23 protein-coding genes are annotated in these 21,575 nt (G+C 70.7%); 5 read left to right on the forward strand and 18 right to left on the reverse strand.

The genetic code is table 11. From position 1 onward, the window contains the following. Together C1A38_RS00005 and C1A38_RS00010 are read right to left on the reverse strand one after the other, a co-directional pair. A partial coding sequence (locus C1A38_RS00005; protein ID WP_102655870.1) for a poly(ethylene terephthalate) hydrolase family protein occupies nucleotides 1-868 on the reverse strand: 868 nt, incomplete at its 3' end. Nucleotides 869-1,059: 191 nt separating this feature from the next. Next, the gene (locus C1A38_RS00010) at nucleotides 1,060-2,070 is read right to left on the reverse strand and encodes a PaaX family transcriptional regulator (RefSeq protein WP_233196535.1); all 1,011 of its coding nucleotides are present in this window, start codon (nucleotides 2,068-2,070) and stop codon (nucleotides 1,060-1,062) included. Nucleotides 2,071-2,250: 180 nt separating this feature from the next. On the opposite strand from C1A38_RS00010, the gene C1A38_RS00015 reads away from it, so the two are divergent. After that, the gene (locus tag C1A38_RS00015; RefSeq protein WP_102655759.1) at nucleotides 2,251-2,781 is read left to right on the forward strand and encodes a cupin domain-containing protein; all 531 of its coding nucleotides are present in this window, start codon (nucleotides 2,251-2,253) and stop codon (nucleotides 2,779-2,781) included. A gap of 79 nt (nucleotides 2,782-2,860) precedes the next feature. Here C1A38_RS00015 and C1A38_RS00020 read toward each other — a convergent pair whose 3' ends face one another. Next, complete coding sequence (locus C1A38_RS00020; RefSeq protein ID WP_102655872.1) at nucleotides 2,861-4,252, reverse strand: DEAD/DEAH box helicase; 1,392 nt, start codon at nucleotides 4,250-4,252, stop codon at nucleotides 2,861-2,863. A 181-nt stretch (nucleotides 4,253-4,433) separates the two neighbouring features. Then, the gene (locus C1A38_RS00025) at nucleotides 4,434-4,652 is read right to left on the reverse strand and encodes a hypothetical protein (RefSeq protein WP_102655760.1); all 219 of its coding nucleotides are present in this window, start codon (nucleotides 4,650-4,652) and stop codon (nucleotides 4,434-4,436) included. A gap of 454 nt (nucleotides 4,653-5,106) precedes the next feature. Here C1A38_RS00025 and C1A38_RS00030 point away from each other — a divergent pair, with 454 nt between their 5' ends. Continuing rightward, nucleotides 5,107-6,081: a trypsin-like serine peptidase gene (locus tag C1A38_RS00030; RefSeq protein WP_308441814.1), complete on the forward strand. Its 975-nt coding sequence runs from the start codon at nucleotides 5,107-5,109 to the stop codon at nucleotides 6,079-6,081. Nucleotides 6,082-6,164: 83 nt separating this feature from the next. Here C1A38_RS00030 and C1A38_RS00035 read toward each other — a convergent pair whose 3' ends face one another. Then, a complete protein-coding gene (locus C1A38_RS00035; RefSeq protein ID WP_102655762.1) occupies nucleotides 6,165-6,749 on the reverse strand; it encodes a hypothetical protein in 585 nt (194 codons plus the stop codon). A 322-nt stretch (nucleotides 6,750-7,071) separates the two neighbouring features. Between C1A38_RS00035 and C1A38_RS00040 the strand changes: the two genes are divergently transcribed. Beyond that, nucleotides 7,072-8,616, forward strand: a complete 1,545-nt coding sequence (locus tag C1A38_RS00040; protein WP_102655763.1) for an NAD(P)-binding domain-containing protein — start codon at nucleotides 7,072-7,074, stop codon at nucleotides 8,614-8,616. Here the strand turns inward: C1A38_RS00040 and C1A38_RS00045 are convergent. The 4 genes from C1A38_RS00045 to C1A38_RS00060 form a co-directional block, all read right to left on the reverse strand. After that, nucleotides 8,600-9,199 carry a nitroreductase family protein gene (locus C1A38_RS00045; RefSeq protein WP_102655764.1) on the reverse strand — a complete coding sequence of 200 codons (600 nt, stop codon included), beginning with the start codon at nucleotides 9,197-9,199 and terminating at the stop codon, nucleotides 8,600-8,602. The genes C1A38_RS00040 and C1A38_RS00045 overlap by 17 nt on opposite strands. 166 nt (nucleotides 9,200-9,365) lie before the next feature. Continuing rightward, nucleotides 9,366-10,523: a carboxylate-amine ligase gene (locus C1A38_RS00050; RefSeq protein WP_102655765.1), complete on the reverse strand. Its 1,158-nt coding sequence runs from the start codon at nucleotides 10,521-10,523 to the stop codon at nucleotides 9,366-9,368. Nucleotides 10,524-10,579: 56 nt separating this feature from the next. Further along, nucleotides 10,580-11,734: a M20 family metallopeptidase gene (locus tag C1A38_RS00055; protein WP_102655873.1), complete on the reverse strand. Its 1,155-nt coding sequence runs from the start codon at nucleotides 11,732-11,734 to the stop codon at nucleotides 10,580-10,582. A gap of 98 nt (nucleotides 11,735-11,832) precedes the next feature. Next, nucleotides 11,833-12,390, reverse strand: a complete 558-nt coding sequence (locus C1A38_RS00060; protein ID WP_102655766.1) for a carboxymuconolactone decarboxylase family protein — start codon at nucleotides 12,388-12,390, stop codon at nucleotides 11,833-11,835. 405 nt (nucleotides 12,391-12,795) lie between these two features. On the opposite strand from C1A38_RS00060, the gene C1A38_RS00065 reads away from it, so the two are divergent. Next, nucleotides 12,796-13,707, forward strand: coding sequence for a CDP-diacylglycerol diphosphatase (locus tag C1A38_RS00065; RefSeq protein ID WP_013734646.1), 912 nt, complete (start codon nucleotides 12,796-12,798; stop codon nucleotides 13,705-13,707). A 64-nt stretch (nucleotides 13,708-13,771) separates the two neighbouring features. Here C1A38_RS00065 and C1A38_RS00070 read toward each other — a convergent pair whose 3' ends face one another. The 4 genes from C1A38_RS00070 to eda all read right to left on the reverse strand — a co-directional run bounded on the left by C1A38_RS00070 (nucleotide 13,772) and on the right by eda (nucleotide 16,456). Further along, on the reverse strand, nucleotides 13,772-14,224 hold the full coding sequence (locus C1A38_RS00070) for an SRPBCC family protein (RefSeq protein ID WP_233196536.1): 453 nt from the start codon (nucleotides 14,222-14,224) through the stop codon (nucleotides 13,772-13,774). Next, a complete protein-coding gene (locus C1A38_RS00075) occupies nucleotides 14,221-14,559 on the reverse strand; it encodes an ArsR/SmtB family transcription factor (RefSeq protein ID WP_102655875.1) in 339 nt (112 codons plus the stop codon). Before C1A38_RS00075 ends, C1A38_RS00070 begins: the two co-directional genes overlap by 4 nt. 133 nt (nucleotides 14,560-14,692) lie before the next feature. Beyond that, nucleotides 14,693-15,793 carry a sugar kinase gene (locus C1A38_RS00080; RefSeq protein WP_102655767.1) on the reverse strand — a complete coding sequence of 367 codons (1,101 nt, stop codon included), beginning with the start codon at nucleotides 15,791-15,793 and terminating at the stop codon, nucleotides 14,693-14,695. Between the two features lie 6 nt (nucleotides 15,794-15,799). Beyond that, nucleotides 15,800-16,456 carry a bifunctional 4-hydroxy-2-oxoglutarate aldolase/2-dehydro-3-deoxy-phosphogluconate aldolase gene (eda, locus tag C1A38_RS00085; RefSeq protein WP_102655768.1) on the reverse strand — a complete coding sequence of 219 codons (657 nt, stop codon included), beginning with the start codon at nucleotides 16,454-16,456 and terminating at the stop codon, nucleotides 15,800-15,802. A gap of 54 nt (nucleotides 16,457-16,510) precedes the next feature. Between eda and C1A38_RS00090 the strand changes: the two genes are divergently transcribed. Then, nucleotides 16,511-17,287: an IclR family transcriptional regulator gene (locus tag C1A38_RS00090; protein ID WP_102655769.1), complete on the forward strand. Its 777-nt coding sequence runs from the start codon at nucleotides 16,511-16,513 to the stop codon at nucleotides 17,285-17,287. On the opposite strand, the gene C1A38_RS00095 is transcribed toward C1A38_RS00090, so the two are convergent. From C1A38_RS00095 to C1A38_RS00115, 5 genes are all read right to left on the reverse strand, one after another. Continuing rightward, nucleotides 17,274-17,903, reverse strand: a complete 630-nt coding sequence (locus tag C1A38_RS00095) for a hypothetical protein (protein WP_102655876.1) — start codon at nucleotides 17,901-17,903, stop codon at nucleotides 17,274-17,276. The two genes, C1A38_RS00090 and C1A38_RS00095, sit on opposite strands and share 14 nt — an antisense overlap. Nucleotides 17,904-18,040: 137 nt before the next feature. Continuing rightward, on the reverse strand, nucleotides 18,041-19,309 hold the full coding sequence (locus C1A38_RS00100; protein WP_102655770.1) for an ABC transporter permease: 1,269 nt from the start codon (nucleotides 19,307-19,309) through the stop codon (nucleotides 18,041-18,043). Continuing rightward, complete coding sequence (locus C1A38_RS00105; protein WP_199180017.1) at nucleotides 19,306-20,064, reverse strand: ABC transporter ATP-binding protein; 759 nt, start codon at nucleotides 20,062-20,064, stop codon at nucleotides 19,306-19,308. Before C1A38_RS00105 ends, C1A38_RS00100 begins: the two co-directional genes overlap by 4 nt. After that, on the reverse strand, nucleotides 20,061-20,843 hold the full coding sequence (locus tag C1A38_RS00110) for a zf-HC2 domain-containing protein (protein WP_102655772.1): 783 nt from the start codon (nucleotides 20,841-20,843) through the stop codon (nucleotides 20,061-20,063). Before C1A38_RS00110 ends, C1A38_RS00105 begins: the two co-directional genes overlap by 4 nt. Then, complete coding sequence (locus C1A38_RS00115; protein WP_102655773.1) at nucleotides 20,840-21,379, reverse strand: RNA polymerase sigma factor; 540 nt, start codon at nucleotides 21,377-21,379, stop codon at nucleotides 20,840-20,842. The genes C1A38_RS00110 and C1A38_RS00115 overlap by 4 nt, the downstream gene beginning before the upstream one ends. Nucleotides 21,380-21,575: the final 196 nt, after the last annotated feature.

Here is a 21,575-nt window from a genome sequence, read left to right on the forward strand (position 1 = left end):
GTGGGGTGGTGGGCGGCGGGTCGCCGTCGAGCGTCAGGTTCTTCTGCTGGACGGTCCACTGCGTACGGCACAGGCCACAGTTGGGGCCGACGAAGTTGGCCCCGGCGGCGGTGTCGCCCTTGAGCCGCCACTTGAAGTAGAGCGTCGCCACCCGACCGAACTCCCCGCCGTTGGGCTGGTCGTAGGTGGCGCCGTGCCCGACGTTGAGGTTGCCCATGAAGGCGGGCAGCCCGGCCGGCAGCTTGCCCCAGTCGTCCATCGCGTTGGGGTAGGCGATGTCGCTGGGTCCGCCGATGAAGTAGGCGATCGGCTTGGTCAGCCGCCTGAGCTGGTAGTCGTCGGCGTCGTTCAACAGGCCGCTGTTGAAGATGCCGATCGTGGTGATGCGGGGGTCGTTGGAGACGGCGTACGCCTCCACTCCGCCGCAGGAGAAGCCGGCAACAGCGATCTTGGTGGTGTCGAGCTTGTTGTAGTACTTGCTGCCCTGCCGGGAGTTCTCCGCCACGGCCCAGTCGATGGTCTGGGTCAGCATCTGGGCGTTTGTGGAGCCGCCGCCGTTCGGCGCCCCGTTGGCCACGGCGAGGAAGCCGTGGGAGGCGATCTCACGCAGGAAGTTGTGCTGCGAGAGGCCGTTGCCCGAACAGGCGCCGTTGCCCCAGGCGAGGATGGGCAGCCGCTCGGACGGGAGGTTCTGCGGCCGGTAGATGGTGTGGTTGGCCAGGCTGGGCGAGGTCTCGTAGTCGGCCGGGTACGGGCCGGAGCCGCCGACCGCGGCACTTGCCGGACTCACGCTGATCGCCATGATCACAGAGGTGACCGGGACGACGAGGGCGACGAGTCCCGCGTAGACCTTCGATCTCCTTTTCATGCACCCTCCAGGGGATGTCAATGGTGGCACTCCCTGCGGTGGCGGTGGCCGCTGTTCAGCCGTGCCCTGACCAAGGTCGGCACCGGCCGCGAGTCGATGTGGCTGCCCTGACCGCCCGGCTGCGGTCCCCACAGGCGACTGAGAAGGGGGAGCGGTGTGTGCAGTAACTATTACCAGCGCAACGAAAAGTGTCAATGTGGGGAGCGATCCGGGTCGGCCTGCGACGGCGGGCCGGTCGGCGTTGCGCGGACCGGCTCCGGTCGCGCGGGGTCGCTCGACGCGCGGAAGTGCGTGACCCACGAAGCGGCGTCCGGCCAGTACGGCGTTACCACCTCGACGAGGCGGGCCTGCGCCAGCGCACCGAGCGCGGTGTGAATGTCCAGGAAGGTGTCACGGGCCTGCTGACGCGGCCACGGCTGCGGGAGAAGATGCTGCGGCAGATCGGGATCGGAGTCCGCGAACTTGCGCCAGGAGTCCATGGCGGACGTCCGGGCCACCAGCGCTGCGACCGGGTCCACCTTTCGTTTGCGGGCGGCTTCCCGCAGGTCGGCGTACCGCTTGACGAACCGGGAGTACCCGGCAGCCAGAGCGGCCAGGTCGTACGCGCTCGCGGGTCCGTGCGGTCCGGACTCCTCGTCGAACCGGACGTGCATGACCGACCACCGGGCATCCTCGACGTGCTGCAACAACTCGTCCAACGCCTGACGCACCACAGCGGCGTCGGAGCCCGGCCGGATCCACACGCTGTCGTACAGGCCCACGAAGCGCAGCGCGCTCAACGACCTGCGTACGGCGTGACGCAACGCCTGACCGGAACTCGGAATCGAGAACGACACGAGCACCCAGGCGCCGGTCCACTGCGGGGGACGGGCACCGAAGTTCAGGAAGTGCTGCATCCGCGCGCGATGCTTGGCTATCGCCTGCGGCGTCAGGTGGTAGACCGGCGGCCGCGCATCCCCACGCCTGGCGATCAACCCGCGCTTGACCAGGCGCGACAGCGCGGCCCGGGCGCTGGATTCGCTGATCCCGAACTCCCGCAGCATGGCGATGACCGCGGTCGACGGCAGATCAGCGTCCGACGAGTCGAGATACTCGCCGAGCAGGGTCACCAGCAGGTGTTGCGGGCTGGACCCGGCCTGGGCCCGGGGTAATCGGACGGTATCGACTGATTCTTCGGCGTACACCTCCTCAGGGTGCCGCACCGGGTCGCCCACCGTGCCGCCGGGCGGTCGCCCGACCGCCCTCGGGGCTGTCCGAAAAGGAGTGAAGCTCGCCACTCAAGGTTCAAGCTTGAACTTATTGATCTAAGCTTCAAGCTTGAACCTATCGAAGCGAGTGAAGCGGACTACCGCTGAGTGCCGACGGAAAGAGTGGTGACAGGGATGGACAAGCAGCTGCCCCCCAAGGACGACCCGATCTGGACCGCCGCGAGAGGCTTCGTGACGCGTGACGACGAAGGCGTCCTCAAATTGGTCAACGGCGGGCAGGAGGCGGCCCGCGTGAAGGTCACCGGCGACCAGACCGACGGCCAGCTCAGTCTCCTGGCGTTCGATGTCGCACCCGGGTTCGGGAACCGGGCACACGCACACGGGGCCGAGAGCGAGGCCTTCTACGTGGCATCGGGTGAATTCCGTTTCCTCAACGGCAACCGCACCTTCGAAGCCGGTCCGGGCGACTTCATCTATGTCCCGAAGAACACCCGCCACGGCTTCAAGAACCTGAGCAGCGAGATCGGCAAGCTTCTGGTCTTCTACAGCCCGGCGGGAGCGGAGCAGTTCTTCCTCAAGTACGGTGACGACCCCGACCCGGCCGGGAACCCGCCGCCGGCGTGGACCCCGGAGAAGTTCGCCGAGATCGCGGGCGCCCTCGACGCCCACCACATGATCATGTTGCCGGACGAGGACTGGGGCTAGGCCCCGGGTCGACGTCCGGTCAACCGCCCCGGCGAGGCGCCGGATTCGTGGGGGTGAACCCGGGTGGTGTCCGAGCTGGTCAGCGCCCGCCGCGGCGGGCGCTGGGCCGGGCCCGGGCGGAGAAGGCGGCCACACCACCGCGCGCCGGTGCGGATCGCGTCGACGATGCCGCTGCCGTGGCCGGCTTGCCGCTGCGTCGGCCTCGGCCGCCGTTGGCGGGCGGCGCGTCGTGCCGAACGTCGGCTGCCGGGGTCACCGGCCGGGGGACGAGGGTCCGTTCTCCCGGGGCGAGTTCCCGCAGCAGCGCGTCACCGGGGCGCAGTCGGGTCGTGGTGGCGGTGATGCCGGCCTTGCGGGTCAGTTCCCGCACCTCCGGCACCTGTCCGTCGGTCATCAGCGTGACCACGGTCCCGGCCGCGCCGGCCCGGGCGGTACGGCCCGAGCGGTGCAGGTACGCCTTGTGCTCCACCGGCGGGTCGGCGTGCACGACGAGCGCCACGTCGTCGACGTGGATGCCACGGGCGGCGATGTCGGTGGCGACAAGGGTCTGCACCTGGCCGTCGGCGAACGCCTGAAGGTTCCTGGTGCGCGCACCCTGGGCCAGGTTGCCGTGCAGTTCGACGGCGGTCACCCCGGCGGCGACAAGCCGGCGGGCGAGCGTCTTCGCGCCCCGCTTGGTGCGGGTGAACACCACTGTGCGACCCGGTGCGGCGGTCAGTTCGACAAGCACCTCGAACCGGTCCGAGGGCTCGACGTGCAGCACGTGGTGCGCCATCGCGGTGACCGGCGACAACCCCGAGTCGACGCTGTGCACGGCCGGATCGGTGAGGAACCGGCGTACCAGGACGTCGACACCGGCGTCCAGGGTCGCGGAGAACAGCAGGCGTTGCCCGCCGCGCGGAGTCTGCTCCAGCAGCCGTCGTACGGTGGGCAGGAACCCGAGGTCGGCCATGTGGTCGGCCTCGTCCAGGACGGTGATCTCGACGGCGTCGAGGTGGGCGGCGCCGGTCCCGACATGGTCGGCCAGCCGGCCCGGGCAGGCCACCAGCACGTCGACACCGGCGCGGAGCCCGGCGATCTGCGGTCGCGCGGCGACGCCACCGAAGATGGTCATCGTGCGCAGCGACAGGGCCTGCGCCAGGGGCGCCATCACGCTGTCGATCTGGGTCGCCAGCTCACGCGTGGGGACGAGGATCAGCGCGCGGGGGCGTCCCGCCCGCCGTGGCGTCCTGGAGGCGGCCAGGCGGGTCAGCACCGCCAGCACGAAGGCGTAGGTCTTGCCCGAACCGGTGCGTCCCCGGCCGAGCACGTCCCGTCCGGCGAGCGCGTCGGGCAGCGTCGCGGCCTGGATGGGGAACGGCCGGTCCACGCCGCTCGTGGCCAGCACGCGGTTGAGCGCGTCGGGCACGCCGAGCTCGGCGAAGGTGGGCGCAGGTGATGAGGTGGTCTGGTGTGGGCGGCGTGCCGCCATGAAGGCTCCGAACGTCGAAGGGACGTCCCGCCCGGCGCTGACCATCCGGCCGCGGCGCGTGGCGTGGGACATCGAACCCGGCCGCCATGGTGGGCGGGCCGTGCTGTCAGTCTACTCGACGTCGCCGCCGGGCCTCGCCGCCCGCGCACAAGCGGTGAGCGAGGCCCGTGTCGACGGCCGATCAGGTGCTAACCACCTGCCAACGGCTCTGTTCGTCCATCCACGCTCGGGCCAGGATCTCCGCGGACTGTCGGCCGGGGCACTGGTGGATCTTCGACCGGCCGGCTTCGCCGCCGGCTCGGGCCTCCACCTCCCACGACTCACCGTCAGTACGGATGTACACGTCGCGACGCCCCCGCACGGTGCGGTTGCCGTTCCACCAGTGGCGTTCGGTTTTCACCCCTCGACCGTATAGCACAACTTCCGAGGATGGAATGTTGGCGATCTTGGTAAGCGAGGGCACACGCACAGCGACCACCGCAGGCAGGCGGGCCTGGGCGGGCAACCGGGCACGAAGGGATCATCCCTCGCATGCCGCCCGCCGGCACGGTCCGGGCGCGGTAGTGGCGATTCCGTCAATTAGCTTGAGTCGCAATTGCCGACTGCGGTTCGTCAATTACGTCGAAGCTGTGACAGTGCTGAGTCAGATCGCGATTTGCAAAGTTGATTGTGGTGATCGAATGCTGTCCCGTGAGGGCGAAAGGTGTTTGCTGGCGCGTCCGGAACCCGTCAGTTCCCGTTCATTGCGATCTATACACGCTTATCAATACGATTCCCGTGTTCCCGATTGGGAGCCCAAAGGACGAGGGAGGTCCTCTTTGAAATCCACCCTGCGCTGGTCCGCGATCGCGGGAATGTCGATCGCGTTGGTCCTGGGGGGCGCACCGGCCGTCAGTGCAAGTCCCACCACCACCCAGAGCAACGGCAACACCAGCACCGTCGCCCGTACCCTCGACGGTCGGGCGATCACCAACGACAGGATCGCCAAGGAGGTCGCGGAGTTCTGGACGCCGGAGCGGATGGCCTCGGCCGTCGACCTGACCTTCGCCCGACCCGGCGGCGGCGCGGTCGAGTCACCGGCTCTCGCACCGAAGCCCACCGGGCCGGCGGGCGCGGTGGCACCCATGGCGCCGAGGATCGCCGGCACTGACGACGTCCGGACGATGGTCAACGAGTCGCTTGCCGTCGGGAAGGTCTACTTCACCGTCCCCGGCGGTGGCACCGCCTCCTGCTCGGCCAGCACCGTCGCCAGCGGCAAGCGGCGGCTGGTGATGACCGCTGGGCACTGCGTGCACGGCGGCCGGGGTGGCCAGTGGTACAGCAACTGGCAGTTCGTCCCGCGCTACCGCAACGGCGCCCGTCCGTTCGGCACCTTCGTGGCCTCCAGCCTCAACACCCGTAGCGCGTGGATCAACAACAGCAGCTACGCCGAGGACATGGGCATCGCCGTCATGAACAACGGCGGCTCCTACGGGCTCAAGGTCGTCGACACCGTCGGTGCTCACGGCCTGCGCTGGAACTACGGCTACACCGTCTCGGTGACCGCGCTCGGCTACCCGTCCAACCTCGGCGGCGGCGAGAGCCAGTACTACTGCCAGGGCACCACCTGGAACCCCGGCGGTCAGCAGATCCGGATGTGGTGCAACATGACCTACGGTTCCAGCGGCGGACCCTGGCTCCAGGAATACAACGACAGCACCGGGTACGGATTCATCAACAGCGTCGTGAGTCACGGTGACAACCCGGGCAACGGCCAGTTCGACGGCCCCTACTTCGACGACGACATCAAGAGCCTCTACGACTTCGCCGAAAGCATTTCTCCGGCGTAGGGGCACCTGAAATCATCGGCCCCGGCCAACTGGCCGGGGCCGATGAGTGTCGATTACCGCGAAGTGGCGTCACCGAATGGGGGTCACAGCCCCGCCGCGGCGTCGTACCGGCGGCGCAGGTCGACCATTTCCGAGGGGCTCAGCGCCTCCTTCTGCGCCGGCTCCGCGTACTTCGGCGGGAACATCTGCCGCAGCCGGTCGATGAAGATGACGTCCTCGGTCGCCTCCACCACCTGGACGCCCGGCGGGTCGGTCGAGAAGTCCATGATCACTGGACCGGCCAGTTTGACCGCCCAGTCCCAGGTGCGCTTCTGCTCGGCGACCCCGCAGAGATGGAAACCGTAGACCGTCTGCACGTCGGCGAGCTTGCTCGCCTCGGACGGCTCGTACCCGTAGACGTGCACCCCGCAGATCACCGCCGGCTTCGTCTCCTCGCCGTTGGCCACCTGCTCGAGGTTGTGCCCCGCGTGGTTGTGCTGCGCCGGGTCGGCCTGTTCGAGGAAGGTCCGCATCCGGGTCATGATCTGCCCCTGCAGATCCGTCGGCTCCGCCGGCGAGCCGGCCGTCCTGACCACGACGGCCGCGCCGGCCGACACCGCCACCAGGATCGCCGCCACCCACACGTAACGGTGTCGATACCACCCCGCGAAACTTGCTCGGGAAACCATGACTGCTTCTCACCTCGTCGCCGGTACTGCTGAGTTGGCAGGACGTACCCAGGAAGGTGCCCGGTCGGGCAGTGGCCCGGCGCTACGGCGCGAACGTCCGCCAAGTGGCGCGCTGCCGGTAAACGCGATGCTCCCGCGTGGCCGTTCCCAGCGCGGTTGCCCCCACGCTGCGGCGATGTGAGCCATTCCAGCACGCTTTCACCCGCTGCGGCAACAGTTCGGGCACCTGCCGGTTTGCGCGACGGTACGCGCTGGCATTGACACGCGCCGTCATGCATTCCATGGTCAATGGATTCATCTCTCAGTCGAAGGGGCCCGCAGGATGGTCAGCAACGAGCACAGGTACGTCATCGTCGGCGCCGGCCCCGCCGGGGTTCAGCTGAGCTATTACCTTCAGCAGCACGGCGCCGATTACCTGACGCTCGAAAGTGGTGACTCACCCGGCGGGTTCTTCCGCCGGTTCCCCCGGCACCGCCGGCTCATCTCGCTGAACAAGGTGCACACCGACAGCACCGATCCCGAGATCCGGCTGCGGTGGGACTGGAACTCGCTGCTCAACGACTCCCCGGACCTGCTGTTCCCGAACTTCAGCAAGGAGTACCTGCCGGCCGCCGACGACCTGGTGCGTTACCTCGCCGAGTTCCAGCGGCACTACCAGCTCAACATCTCCTTCGGCACGACGGTCGAGCAGATCACCCGTACCGCCGACGGTTTCACCCTGCGGACCAACCAGGGCGAGGTCCGGGCACGATGCCTCATCGTCGCCACCGGTTGGGGCAAGCCGTTCGTGCCGGCCATCAAGGGCATCGAGCACGCGATCGGGTACGAGGACATGGTCGTCGACCCCGAGGAGTACGAGGGCCAGCGGGTCCTCGTCATCGGCAAGGGCAACTCCGCCTTCGAGACCGCCTCGGCCATCCTCGGCCGGGCGTCGATGGTGCACCTGGCCAGCCGGCACCCGCTGAAGTTGGCCTGGAACACCAAACACCCCGGCGACGTACGCGGCCAGTACGGCGCGATCCTCGACAGCTACCAGTTCAAGACGCTGCACTCGGTGCTCGACTGCACCATCGACGAGATCCGGCCGGTCGACGGACGCTTCCAGGTGTCGATCACCTACACCCACGCCGACGGTGAGACCGCCGTGCTCGACTACCACAAGGTGGTGCGGTGCACCGGCTTCCAGATGGATACCTCGCTGTTCGACGAGACCTGCCGCCCCGACATGGTGCGCGACGACCGGATGCCCGACCTGCGCCCGGACTGGCAGTCCACGAACGTCGACGGCCTCTACTTCGCCGGCACCATCGCCCAGGCCCGCGACGTCAAGCACGCCTCCTCGCCGTTCATCGACGGGTTCCGGTACAACCTGCGTACCTTTACCCGAATGCTGCGGGAACGCTACGAGGACGTGCCGTTGTCGTACGCGACGACCCCGGCCGACCCCGCCTCGCTGACCAAGCTGATGCTCGACCGGGTCAACTGGAGTTCGGCACTGTGGACCCAGTTCGAGTACCTCTGCGACGCGTTCGTTCGCGACGACGCCACCGGCGACTTCCGCCACTACGAGGACCTGCCCGAGGACTACGCGGTGGAACGCTTCGCCGACGCCACCCAGTGGTACACGTTGGCGCTGCGCTGGGGCCGTGACGAGTACGGCGACGTCTTCGCCATCGAGCGTCACCCGACCCCCGACCGCGCCCGGGAGAGCGCCTTCATCCACCCGGTGATCCGGCGCTACCGGGGCACGCAAATGGTCGCCGAGCAGCACCTGCTGGAGGATCTGCTGGCGGAGTGGCGTCGCCCGGACCGGCACGTCGAGCCGCTTGTCGAGTTCCTCAGCAAGGACTTCACCAACGGATCATGACCTCGTCGAGCGGTTTGCGGGTCAGGTCCGGGACGCGGGCGTCCGGCGCGGGATAGCCGACCGGCATCACCACGTACGGGCGCTCCTCCCGAGGCCGCTCGCACACCTCGTTGAGGAACCGCATCGGGCTGGGCGTGTGGGTCAGGGTGACCAGGCCGGCGTGGTGCAGCGCGGTGATCAGCACGCCGACCGCGATGCCCACGGACTCCTTGACGTAGTACGGCTTCGGGCTGTGCGGCCCCTGATGCACCTCGAAGACCACGATGACGGCCGGTGCGGTCTCCAGGAACGGCTTCTGCCAGTCGGTGCCGAGCCCGGAGATCGCACCCAGCCACTCCGTCGAGGCGCGGTGGTCGTAGAACGCGCGCTCCTCGGCCTCCGCCGCCTCGCGCAGCCGGCGCTTGCGGGACGGGTCGGTCAACACGACGAACCGCCACGGCTGCACGTTGGCACCGCTGGGTGCGGTCGACGCCGCCCGGATCGCGGCCTCGATCACCTTCTCGGGCACCGGGTCGGGAGCGAAGTCCCGGACGGATCGGCGCTGCGCCATCCGCTCCGCGAACTCCTCCGCCTCGCGGACCATGTCCGCCGGATGTCGACGCCGGTGCTGGATCGGAACCCTGGGTAACAGATGCGCGTGGGTCACCTGTGGCCTCCCCTGAAACAGGTGGACCGGCCGCCACCGGGGGCGATGCCCGCCGTGCGACGTTCGGTTCCTCCAGCATCGCGGAGACAGGTGCCGTTCGTCGTTACGTAAGTGTGCCTTCTTGTTCCGCCAGCACTCCGGGCGCGGTCTGCGCGACGATCTCGTCGACCACATCGGTCAGGCGACCGCGGGCCGCCGCGGCGGCCCGCTGGCGGGTCGCCCCGTCGCCGTCGCCGTCGGCGCCGAGCCGGGCCAGCCAGTCCTCCACCCGCTGCTGGTCACCCGCCTCCTCCAGGGCCGGCCGGACCAGCCGTACCAGCCGATCGGCGAGCGCGGCGGCGGGCAGCAGCCGGCCGGTGGCCACGTCGACGCCGTGGCCCGCCATCCCGTCGCGGGCCGCCCGCCAGTACGCCAGCCGCAACAGCTCCGGTACCGGCCGGGGCCCCTCGTCGCCGCTGTCCACGGCCTGTCCGGCGACCATCACCAGCGCCCGCACCAGGGCGGCCAGCGCCGCCGATTCGGCGGCGGTGACCGGCACGTCGGTCACCCGCACCTCCACCGTGGGGTGGTTCGCCGACAGCCGCAGATCCCAGAAGATCGTCCCGTGGTCGACAAGCGCCCCCGCCTCGATCAGCATGGCGATGTGGTCGTCGTACTGCTGCGCGGAGGTCAGGAACGGCGGGGGACCGGCCACCGGCCACCGACCCCAGGTCACGCTGCGCCAGCTCGCGTAACCGGTGTCCCGCTCGCACCAGTACGGCGAGTTGGCGGTGAGGGCGAGCAGCACCGGCAGGTGCGGGCGCAGGTGATTGCCGATCAGCACGGCCCGGTCCCGGTCGGGCTCCTCCACGTGCACGTGCACGGCGCAGATCGCGAGTTCGTCGTGCAGCCCGCGGAAGGTGGCGTTGCCGCGATCCTGGCGCGGCCCCTCGGTGATGGGCGGTGGCACGGCGTTGCCGAGCACCGGCGAGGCACTGGCGATCACCCGCAGCCCGGCCGAGCTAGCCGCGCTCTGGACCGCCCGCCGGCCCTCGGCCAGCTGCGCCCCCAGCTCGTCCAGGCTCCGGCACGGGTCGGTGCGGGCCTCGACGTGCAGTTTGGTGATCTCGCCGCCCACCCGGGCACCGAGGGCCGGGCGGGCGCGGTCGATGACGGTGGCCGCTGCCGGGACCACCTCGCCACGGTCGGCGTCGACGACGAAGAATTCCTCCTCGACGCCGATCCGGGGGACGGTCGATCCTGGACGCTGTGCCGTAGTCATGCCGCCGTTGACCTCCCGCTGTCGGCCCGTTGCCGACGGTAGGCAGGTTACGGGATTCAGGCGACGAGTTGCGTGCCGAAACCCTCCATCGAGGACACTGTTTCCACGAGTCCGGCCAGCAGTGCCGTCCGCTCCGGCATTCGGTCCAGGCAGACGTACTCGTCGGCGGAGTGTGCTCCGCCTCCGACCGCGCCCAGACCGTCGAGCGTCGGTACGCCGAGCGCGGCGGTGAAGTTGCCGTCGGAGGCCCCGGCGGCGTACGCCCCGACGAGCTCCGGAATGCCGAGCGCCAGCGCGGTCGACCGCGCCATCTCCAGCAGCGGTTGGGCCAGCTCGGCCGGCATGGGATAGCGGTTGATCCCGCCGCACACGGTCAACGTCGCCTCGGACAGGTGCGGTTGCAGCCGGCGGATCGCGTGGTCGACCCGTTCCAGCTCGGCCTTGCTCCAGGCCCGCACGTCCACGGCCAGGCTGGCGCTCTCCGGCACGGTGTTCGTGGTCGTTCCGGCGGAGAGCAGGGTGGGAGTGACGGAGGTGCCCGCGCTGTCCGCAGTGCCGAGCGCGCCCAGCGCGAGCACCTGGTGGGCGACCTCGACCGTGGCGTTGATTCCCCGCTGGGGTTCCACGCCGGCGTGGGCGGCGCGGCCCTGGATGGTGAGGTGGTACACCGAACCGCCCTTGCGGGCCACCTTCACATGCCCTTCCGGGGTCGCGGCCTCGCAGACCAGTACCGCGCCGGAGCGCCGCGCCTCCCGTTCGATCAACGGCCGGGAGGTGACCGATCCGCTCTCCTCGTCACAGGTGAGCAGCACCCCGACCGTCGAGGTGTCCGCCACCAGGCGCAGGGCGGCGAACATCTGCACGATGCCGGCCTTCATGTCGCACACGCCGGGGCCGGTCGCCACGTTCCCGCGTACGGTGAAGGGTCTGGTCTCGGTCGTGCCGATCGGGAAGACGGTGTCGAAGTGGCCGAGGAGCAGCACCCGCTGGTCGACCGCCGGCCACAGCAGGTGCGGTAGACCGTCGAGCACGACCCGTTGCGCCGGGCGCCCGAGCACTTCTGTTCCCCAGCGGGCGAGCAGGTCGGCACAGGACTCGAGATGGGGCAGCGAGCCCGGTGCCGACTCGTACGCGACGAGGGTGCCCAGCTGGTCGACCATGTCTGCCTGCAGCCTGTCGGCGGCATGGCGCAGACGACGTGCGTGGTCCATCGATCCCTCCGAACTCACGGGTGACGGGCCTGGCCAGGCGTGTCCATCGACCATCGCAGAGGGGGAGGGGTGTAGCCACCCTTGTCCGTGCTGTTTGCTCAGTCAGTGCGAACCGCTGCCCCGTAACCGAACTCGACTACCTGACGCGCGGACGCGGCGTAGGCGTCCCGACCGGCGGGCGCGAAGGTGCCGAGCCCGTCGACGTACCGGTTGAACATGCAGAACGCGGCAGCGATCAGCACGGTGTCGTGGATCTCCGTGTCGGTGGCGCCCTGCGCGCGGGCGTCGGCGACCAGTTCGCTTGTGACGTTGCGGCCGCTGACCTGCACCGCACCGGCGATGCGCAGCAGCGCCCGCAGCTTTGCCGAGATCGGGGCGCTGTCCAGGTCGGCACGTACCTGGTCCACCAGGTCGTAACCCTCGTCGAGCTGTACGGCGGCGAACGCCGAGTGCGAGGCGCAGCAGAACTCACAGTCGTTGCGCCCGGACACGTACGCCGCGATCAGCTCCCGCTCACCGGCCGGGAGAGTGTTCGGGGCCCGCAGCAGCACCTCGGCCAGTTCGTTGAGCGGCTTCGCCGTCTCCGGGCGGTAGCGCATCGGGCCGGTGATGCCGGGGAATTCCTTTTCATCGATTCCTAGATCGATGTGCGCCATGCTCGTCCTGCCTTTCAGCAGTGCGTCGTGGCCCGGGCGGGCGGCGCTCACCGAGGGGCGCTGCCCCTGTCGAGGATCGCTGCCCGTGCGGGGCGGCGTAGGCGACGCCGCGCAGCCACGATCACATCCGGTACCCGGCCGCGCTTCTTCATTCGTGCGCTGTCCGCGCCGGCCCGAGGCGGCCACCGAACCGGCGGTACCGGCCGTACCGGCGCTTGGAGGCGAAGCTTCTGCGTGGCGACCCGAGGCGACACGATCAGGGGATCCGTCCGGCTGCCGATGCAGAGCTCTGGGCGGATCGTCCTAGTCTCGACATGTTCATTCCTCGCATCCGTATTGCTCCCAGCTGGGACCGGGGATGGGCACCGAGCGGTCTGCTCGGGTCGCGACGGGCGGAGGCTGAGGATGGGCGACAACAGGGCAACCGGGAACATCCACCGACGTCAGTTCGTCAGGCTCTCGGGAGCGGTCGGCGCCACGGGCCTGTGGGGTCTCGCGGGAGGTGGTGCGGCGCTGGCCGACGGGGGACCGGCTCCCGGGCCGCCGGCACCGGACCCCGGCGGCCCGGGTGGCTCGGCCTGCCCCACGCCGTCGCAGTTGTGCGGCTACCCGAGCGACACCGGCGGCCGGTACGACCTGTGGGACCGCGTGCAGGTCTGTGAGGGGACGAAACCCGGCCCGCCGTTCCCGCAGTGCCTGGCCACGACACCCACCTACGTGATCCTCAACGGTGGGTCCGGGTCCAACCACGACTTCCTGCTCGTGCCCAGTTGCCGCATCAGCGGCATCGAGTGCCCGTTCATTGCCACCTCCAGCGCGCCGAACTACTGGCTCGACGCCTGGAACAACGCGCAACCGGGGCAGCCGGGTCATGTGGTCTATCCGCACATCGGACTGGGCGTCAACTCGGCCGATCCGACGATCCGGCAGCAGGACCAGTTGCACATCCACCTGGCCGGCATCCACTCGGGCATCCAGACGCAGCTCAACAACCACGACAGCGCGATCACCAACGACCCGGCGCGGTGGCGTACGCAGATCGTGCCGGTGTGGGGACTGACGAGCACCGGCGCTCCGGCCCCCCGGTCGTACCGGGTGTTACACGTGGCGAACCTGAACACGAACCTCTTCACGCTGCTGCGCGACAGTGTGGTGCGCCCGACCGGGGCGAGCATGGCGGCGCAGATCCTGGCCGTCACCCCGCGGCTGGTCGGCAACGGTGGGTTCTACGTCCTGAACAGCGAACCCGGCCTACCCGTCCCGCCGGGCCAACCCGGCGGCACCGGCACGGTCGACTTCCTGCTCGCCTACGCGTGATTGCCCGGCTGTCTGGCCCGTGAGCGGGCGGGAACGACCCCCGTCGACCGTCCCCGACCCGCCCTCAGCGGCGCAGGAACGCCTCGATCCGGTCGAGGGCGCCGACCCAGACCTCGTGGGCGAAGAAGTCGCGCATCTCCGCGGCCGGGAATCCGGTCTGGACCACCGTGACGAGGGTGCCGTCCCCGTCGGGTGCGAAGGTGACCTCGACGTGGGTGGTCATCGTGGCGCCGTCCGGGCTGCTGCCCACCGCCTCGGTGACCAGCCGGTGTGGCCGGTCGATCTCCAGGAAGGTCTGCGTCTCGCGGAACAGTTGGTCGCGGCTGGGCCCCCAGACCGCCGTCTGGGTGCCACCGACGCGCAGGTCGGTCTCGATCTCCACGATGCCGGGCTGCTCGTCGAGAATGCTGAACCAGATCTTCTGCTGCTCCGGGTCGGTGTACGCGTCGAAGACCTCCTCGGGAGAGGCCGGCAGGTGCCGGCTCAGGCGCAGGTGCAGGTCGGGCGTCTCGGTCACTGTTGCGTTCCCTTCCGCAGGGTGAAGTAGGCGTCGAGACCGTCGAGGCGACGTTCCCAGAGCCGTTGGTAGAAGGTGATCCACGCCATCGCGTCGTCCAGTCGCTCGGTGCCCAGTCGGCATTGCCGCGCCCGGCCGACCTTCTCCGTGACCACCAGGCCGGCCTCCTCCAGCACCCGGACGTGCTTCTTCATCCCGGTGAGCGAGATGGCGAACGGCTCGGCGAGATCGCTGATAGTGGCCGGCGCGGCCCCCAGCCGGACGAGCACCTGACGGCGGGTCGGGTCGGCCAGCGCCGAGAAGATCCGATCGAGGCGTGCATCTTGCTGAACCATGTGGTTCACCATAGCGATAGTGAACCACATGGTTCAACGTTCGTGGTGGATTCCGCGATGGTCGGTGAGGCGAGAAGTGACAATCGCCCGGCCCCGATCAGCGTCGGGGCCGGGCGACGGCCTCAGCGGTGGATCAGCGCTGGACGCGGGCGCCCGCGCCGCGCATCAGCGCCTCGACCTCCTTGCGGTTGGCCATCGAGGTGTCGCCGGGGGTGGTCATCGCCAGGGCGCCGTGCGCCGCGCCGTACTCCACCGCGGTGGCCAGGTCGTGCTGCTCCAGCAGGCCGTAGATCAGCCCGGAGGCGAAGCTGTCGCCGCCACCCACCCGGTCCATGATCTCCAGGCCGGGCCGGTGGGTGGCCTCGACGAACCGGCCGCCGCCCCAGGCGATCGCACCCCAGTCGTTGACCGTGGCGCTGCGTACCGTGCGCAGCGTGGTGGCCACCACCCGGAAGTTGTCGAACTCCTTGGTGACCTCCTCGATCATCCGCTGGAAGTTGGTCACCTCCAGTTCTGACAGGCTGGCGTCGGTGTCGGGCACCTCGAAGCCGAGGGAGGCGGTGAAGTCCTCCTCGTTGCCGATCATGACGTCGACGTACCGGGCGAGTCGCCGGTTGACCTCCTGCGCGCGGGCCTGCCCGCCGACCGCCTTCCAGAGGCTGGGCCGGTAGTTCAGGTCGTACGAGATGATCGTGCCGTGTCGGCGGGCGGCGACCATGGCCGCCTCGATGGTCTCCGGCGTGGTCTCCGACAGCGCGGCGTAGATGCCGCCGGTGTGCAGCCAGCGCACCCCGAGGTCGCCGAAGAGGTGGTCCCAGTCGACGTCGTCGGCGCGCAGCTGGCTGGCGGCGGTGTGGCCCCGGTCCGAGGTGCCGACCGCGCCGCGGACGCCGAAGCCGCGCTCGGTGAAGTTGAGGCCGTTGCGCACGCTGCGGCCGATGCCGTCGTACGGCATCCAGCGGATGAACGACGGGTCGACGCCACCCTGGAGGATCAGGTCCTCCAGCAGTCGCCCCACCTCGTTGTCGGCGAACGCGGTGACGATGGCGGTGCGCAGCCCGAAGCAGCGGCGCAGCCCTCGGGCGACGTTGTACTCACCGCCGCCCTCCCAGGCCCGGAAGGCGCGGGCGGTGCGCACCCGTCCCTCACCGGGGTCCAGGCGCAGCATCACCTCGCCGAGCGAGACCAGGTCGTAGCGGCAGTCCTCGGCGGGGCGCAGGTCGAGAATGGACATGGCGGATCAGGCCTCCCGGGCGGCGGTCACGGCGGCGGCGGTCAGGGCGGTCACGTCGTCCCACCGGCCCTCGGCGAGCAGGCTGGGCGCGACCATCCAGGTCCCGCCGACGGCGAGGACCGGCGGCAGGCTGAGGTAGTCGCGCAGGTTGCCGGTGTTCACCCCGCCGGTCGGGATGAAGCGTACGGACCGGAAGGGCGCGGCCAGCGCCTTGATCATCGTGGTGCCGCCGAGTTGCTCGGCGGGGAAGAACTTGACCGTGTCCAGCCCGGCGTCGAGGGCCATCTGGATCTCGGTCGGGGTGGCCGCCCCCGGGAAGACCGGCACGCCGACCTGCTGGCAGTGGGCCACCACCCGGGCGCTGAAACCGGGGCAGACGATGAACTTCGCACCGGCCGCGACGGCGTCGTCCACCTGGCCGGGGGTGAGCACGGTGCCCGCGCCGACGAGCAGCTGTGGGTCCTCGGCCATGGCCCGGATGGCGTCGGCGGCGGCGTCGGTGCGGAAGGTCACCTCCACACTGCGCAGGCCACCGGCGGCCAGGGCGGCACCGAGCGGGGCGGCGGCACGGGCGTCGTCGAGCACGACGACCGGCAGGATCCGGCCCGCGGCGATGGTCTCCGAGACGTCGGCGGGCTGTTCAGAAGGATGAACGGCAGTCACATATGTGACCCTACTGCTGATCCCGCGGATGTCAATCCCGCTACAGTGAGCGCCATGACAACCGCCGAGGGCTTCCAACCGGTCAAGTCGGCCGGGCGCACGCTGGAGGTACTGGAGACCCTGGCCGCCTCCGGCGGCCGACGCTCCCTCGGCGACCTGGCCCGCGACCTGGGCATCCCGAAGAGCAGCCTGCACGGCATCCTGCGCACGATGATGCAGCGAGGCTGGGTGGAGGCCGACGACACCGGTACCCGCTTCGGGCTGGGCGTACGCGCCCTCCAGGTCGGTGCCGCGTACCTGGACACCGACGACGCGGTCGGGCTGCTCGCCGGGGTGCTCGACGAGTTGTCCCGGCAGTTCGGCGAGACCGTGCACCTCGGCCGACTCGACGGCGCGCACGTGGTCTACACCGCCAAGCGGGAGTCGTCGCACCCGCTGCGGCTCTACAGCGCCATCGGACGACGCCTACCCGCGCACGCCACCGCCCTGGGCAAGGTGCTGCTCGCCGAACGCGCCACCGAGGACGTGGAGACGATCCTCGGGCCGTCCCCGGCGGCGCTGACCCGGCACACCATCACCGACCTGGCGGCCCTGCACGCCGACCTGGCGGCCAGCCGGGAACGCAGGTACGCCGTCGACCACGAGGAGAACACCGAGGGCATCGTCTGCTTCGCGGTGGCGGTGCCGCTGCACACCCCCGCGGTGGACGCGATAAGTCTCTCCATCCCGGCGGCCCGCCTGAACGAGCAGGTGCAGCAGCGGGTGGTGACCGCGCTGCACCGCGCGGTAGACCAGGTCCGCGCCGCCCGCGGCCTGCTCACCGCCAGCTGAGCCGGGAGCGGATCAGGACCGGCCACCGACCGTGCCCGCCGCCGGCACCGCGCAGGGCGTAGCCGGTGACGCCGGCGACGAACAGCACACCGACGACCAGCCACGAGACGGTGGCCGACGAGGGCTGCACCGGCCAGGCCCAGATCGCGGTGACCCGGTCGGTGCCGCGCGGGGCGGCGGCGTAGACGGCGCAGCCGTAGCAGAAGGCCGGTAGCCAGGCCAGGCGGACACCGAGCAGCACCGCCGCGCCCACCACCAGACCGGTGTGTCCGAGCGTGTTGCGCACCAGGGCGTACGCGCCGAAGGTGTGCGGGTCGGCCAGCCCGGCCAGGCTGAGCACTGCCGCGCTGATGAGGGCGGCGAGCAGCACATGACAGGCCCGCCACGCCCGCCAGGGCAGTGGGGTGCCGCGTTCCAACTCCTCATCGGCGCCGGCCAGACTCGGACCGAGCAGCATGGCGGCCAGCAGGGGAGCCAGGGCGACCACCGGAATGCGGGCGACCGATCCACCGAAGGAGGGCCGACTGGCCAACCAACCGGCCGCCGCCCAGGCCAGCACCGCGATCACGACCAGCCCGACCAGGAACGTCGGTCCACCGCGCGCGGTCAGATGCAGCGCGAAGCGACGGCCGGTCGACGTGGCCCGACGCGCGTACCCCCGGGACCACGCGACAGCGCCACCACCGTCGGTGGCCGCCCGAGGTTGGTCAACGACGGTGCGGCGCGATCGAGGCTGGTCGGCGTTGCGGCCCTTCACCGGGGCTGCCCGAGCCGGATCAGCGCCGCCACATCGCAGGCGGCCGCCGCGCGCAGGTAGTCGGCGAACCAGGCCCGCTGCGCCGGCATCGGCAGCGCGTAGAGCCGGTCGACCGGGACCACGGGGCTCGCCGGCATCTCGAACAGCCAGGCGTGGGCCAGCCCGCCGGTGAGGTCCGCCCGTTCGTCCTCGCGGTCATGATCATCGTAGCGGCAGTTCAGTTCCGTGACCGCCCGCAGGTCGCTCGCCAGCCAGTCCTGGTTGGCCAGGCCGCCCCGGACGGTGGCCTGCTGGTCCAGGTGCAGCCAGATCGTCCCGTCGCCGGGCACCTGCGGTTGGTCGACCGGCCGGGCGGCATCGTCCATCGCCCGGTCGGGTGTGCCGGGAATGCCCTCGATCCGGGCCAGGGCCGGCTGCACGATCGGGGTCACGTCGTCGAGCAGGAACGCGTGGATCCGGGCGACGCACACCTGCGGGCCGCTGTCCGTGCAGACCAGCGCGACCGCGTCCGGGTCGGTGAGAAGCCGGTTCGGGCCGGGGCCGGTGACGATCGGCACCGCCACACCGACCGCGAGCGCCCCGGCCAGCGCGGCGGCGTACCAGCGTCGGGCGGCGAGCGCGAGCAGCGCGACGGTCAACGCCAGCAGCCACCCCGCCTGCCAGGCCACCACCCGACCCGGCACGACCTGGTACGCGGCCTGAGCGACCTGCACGGGGGCAAGCCACACCGCGCTCTTCGTGTCCCAGTACGTCAGGATCGCCAGCCCCAGGTACGCGGCCAACCCGGCGACCGGTGCGGCCAGGCGCAGCCGCACCAACCGGCCGACGCACATGCCACCGGCGGTCGCCGCGCCCAACGCGAGCACCCCGACGAGCAGCGTCCACCACCAGCCGTCCCCGGCGTACGTCGCGACCGGCGCGACCAGTACCGCCGCCCCGGCGAAGGCCACCAGCACACCGACGGTGCCGGCCAGCGTCACCGCCAGCCACGCCACCAGGACCGGTTGCCAGCCGGGACGCGGGGTGGAGTTCACCATCTCGTCGATGCCCCGCCGCCGCTCCCGGCCGGCCTGCCACACGCCCGCCGCGACCATCAGCGCGCACAGGATCAGCAACGAGGTGCGCAGGTAGTTGACCAGCCCGGCCCACCGGCCGCCCCAGTCCTCCGGATGCACGGCCAGCATCCACACTCCGGCGCCACACATCGCCGCCGCGGCCCACGGCGCCGTGCCCCGACGCAGCTCGGTACGCAGGATCCGCCTCACCGGGCTGCCGTCCGGGCGTCGCGCAGCACCGCGGCGTAGCCGCGTTCGATCGGGGAGTCACCACTGTCACCGACCCCACCGGCCGCGATGAGTTCCGCGGGCAGCCCGTCGAACACCAGCCGTCCCGCGTCCATCAGGCTGACCCGGGTGCAGGCCGCCACGACGTCCTCGACCAGGTGGGTGCTGACCAGCACGACCGCATCCAGCCCCAACTCCCGCAGCAGCGCCCGGAACTCCACCCGCTGCTCCGGGTCCAGCCCGGCGGTCGGCTCGTCGAACAGCAGCACCCGGGGATCGTTGACGATGGCCTGGGCGATGCCGGCCCGGCGGAGCATCCCACCGGAGAGGTGCTTCATCCGGTCGTCGGCCCGGTCCAACAGCCCGACCCGCTCGATCGCCCCGTCCACCGCCAACGGGATCTGCGCCGCCGGCATCTCCTTCAGCCAGGCGAAGTACTCCACGAACTCCCGAACGGTGAACCGTGGATAGAACCCGAAGGACTGCGGCAGGTAGCCCAGTTGGCGACGGGCCGACCGCAGCCCGACCGCATCGGACAGCGGCTGCCCGAGCAGCCGTACCTGTCCCCGGTCGGGTCGCCGCACGGTGGCCAGCACCCGCATCAGCGTCGTCTTGCCGGCCCCGTTCGGGCCGAGCAGGCCGTGCACCCCCGGACCCAGGTCGAGATCCAACTCGTCGAGGGCGGTCCGTCGGCCGTAGCTGACCCGCAATCCTCGTACGCTCACCGTCACGCTCACGCGGTTCGTCTCCCTACTCGATCCCGGCGGGTCCACACCACGAGCACGGCCGCTGCCGTGACCGCCAGCCACACCGGACCGGCCTGCACCAGCACCGCCCACTCGCCGATCGGCGCCAGCACGATCGCCGCCCACGCGCCGGCCACCACCGCCGCCGCCTGGCCGGGCTCGATCAGCGAGCCGAGCGCCAACGTCAGGGCGGCGAGCGCGAGACCGGCCAGCGGCCACACCATCGGCATACCGACGCCGGTCACCGCGCCGGCGAGGAGCGTGACAGGCGCGGTGACCGCGAGCACCGCGAGCGTGCGCCACAGGATGATCTGCAGCCCGCCCTGCGGCGTCGACGCCACCATCTCGTGCAACGGATCGGACCACGACCCGTACGACAGGGCCGTGCCGACCGCCGGCAGCATCGGCGCGGCCAACAGCAGCAGCCACGGCGGCAGCATCACCGGGCTGACCGCCAACCCCAGCGCGGCCAGCCCGGTCAGGGCCACCGCCACCAGCCACGCACCTCGGGCGGCCGGACCGGCACCCACCAGGACCCGGATCCGACGCCACCGGGTCGCCGGGCGTACCCGGCCCGGCGGTGGCAGCGGGGCGGCCCACGCCACCGCCGCCGCCTCGACCAGCCGCCGGGTCGCATCGTCGAGCGTGAGATCGGCCCGGCAGGCAGCGCACCGGTCCAGGTGCGTCTCCACCGACCAGGCGTCGACGTCGTCCAGAGCATCGTCGACGTACGCCGCAAGCGTCCGGGCGTCCAGATGAAAAGCCGTCACGACAGCGCCTCCCGCAGCTCCCGGCGGGCCCGCATCGCCCGGGTCTTGACCGTTCCCTCCGGTACGCCCAGCAGCATCGCCGTCTCCCGTACGGTCAACCCGTCGAGCACGGTGGCCTGCAACACCGCCCGCAGTTCCGGCGACAACCGGTGCAGCGCCCGCTCCAGGGCCGCGTCGTAGGACCCGGCCAGCGCCTCGTCCTCGGCCGACGGCGACCAGGCCGACACCGCCTCCGGTGCCACCGACCCGACCGTGGACGGACGGGCCGCGATGCGCCTGTGGGCGTCGATCAGCCGGCGTGACGCCACCGCCCAGAGCCAGCCGGTCACCGCGCCGTCCTCCCGGTAGCCGGCCGCCGCCCGCCACACGGTCAGGAAGGTCTCCTGGAGCAACTCCTGGGCCAACTCCGGGTCACGGCACCGGCGGCGCAGCCGCAGCACCAACCACGGTGCGTGGCGCGCGTAGAGCACGTCGAACGCGTGGCAGTCGCCCGTCCCGACGCGGCGCAGTAACGCTGCGTCGTCTGAATCCATCACGCAAGGTTAGGACGCAGCCGTCGCCGAAACGGTTCTCTGCGGGCGTGACCCGCCGCCCGCCGTCTCCGAGGCGTCTGGCCTGGTGATTGTCCTCACGATCACCACTGGTCGAGGTCGGGAAACCCCCTCTGACCTCCCTATGCTGGGCGTCGACGATCGTCCGGCCGTCCGGTGCCGGTCTGGGCCTTGAGTAAAA

The organism is Verrucosispora sp. ts21, from assembly GCF_002879555.1.
Taxonomy (GTDB): Bacteria; Actinomycetota; Actinomycetes; order Mycobacteriales; family Micromonosporaceae; genus Micromonospora; species Micromonospora gifhornensis.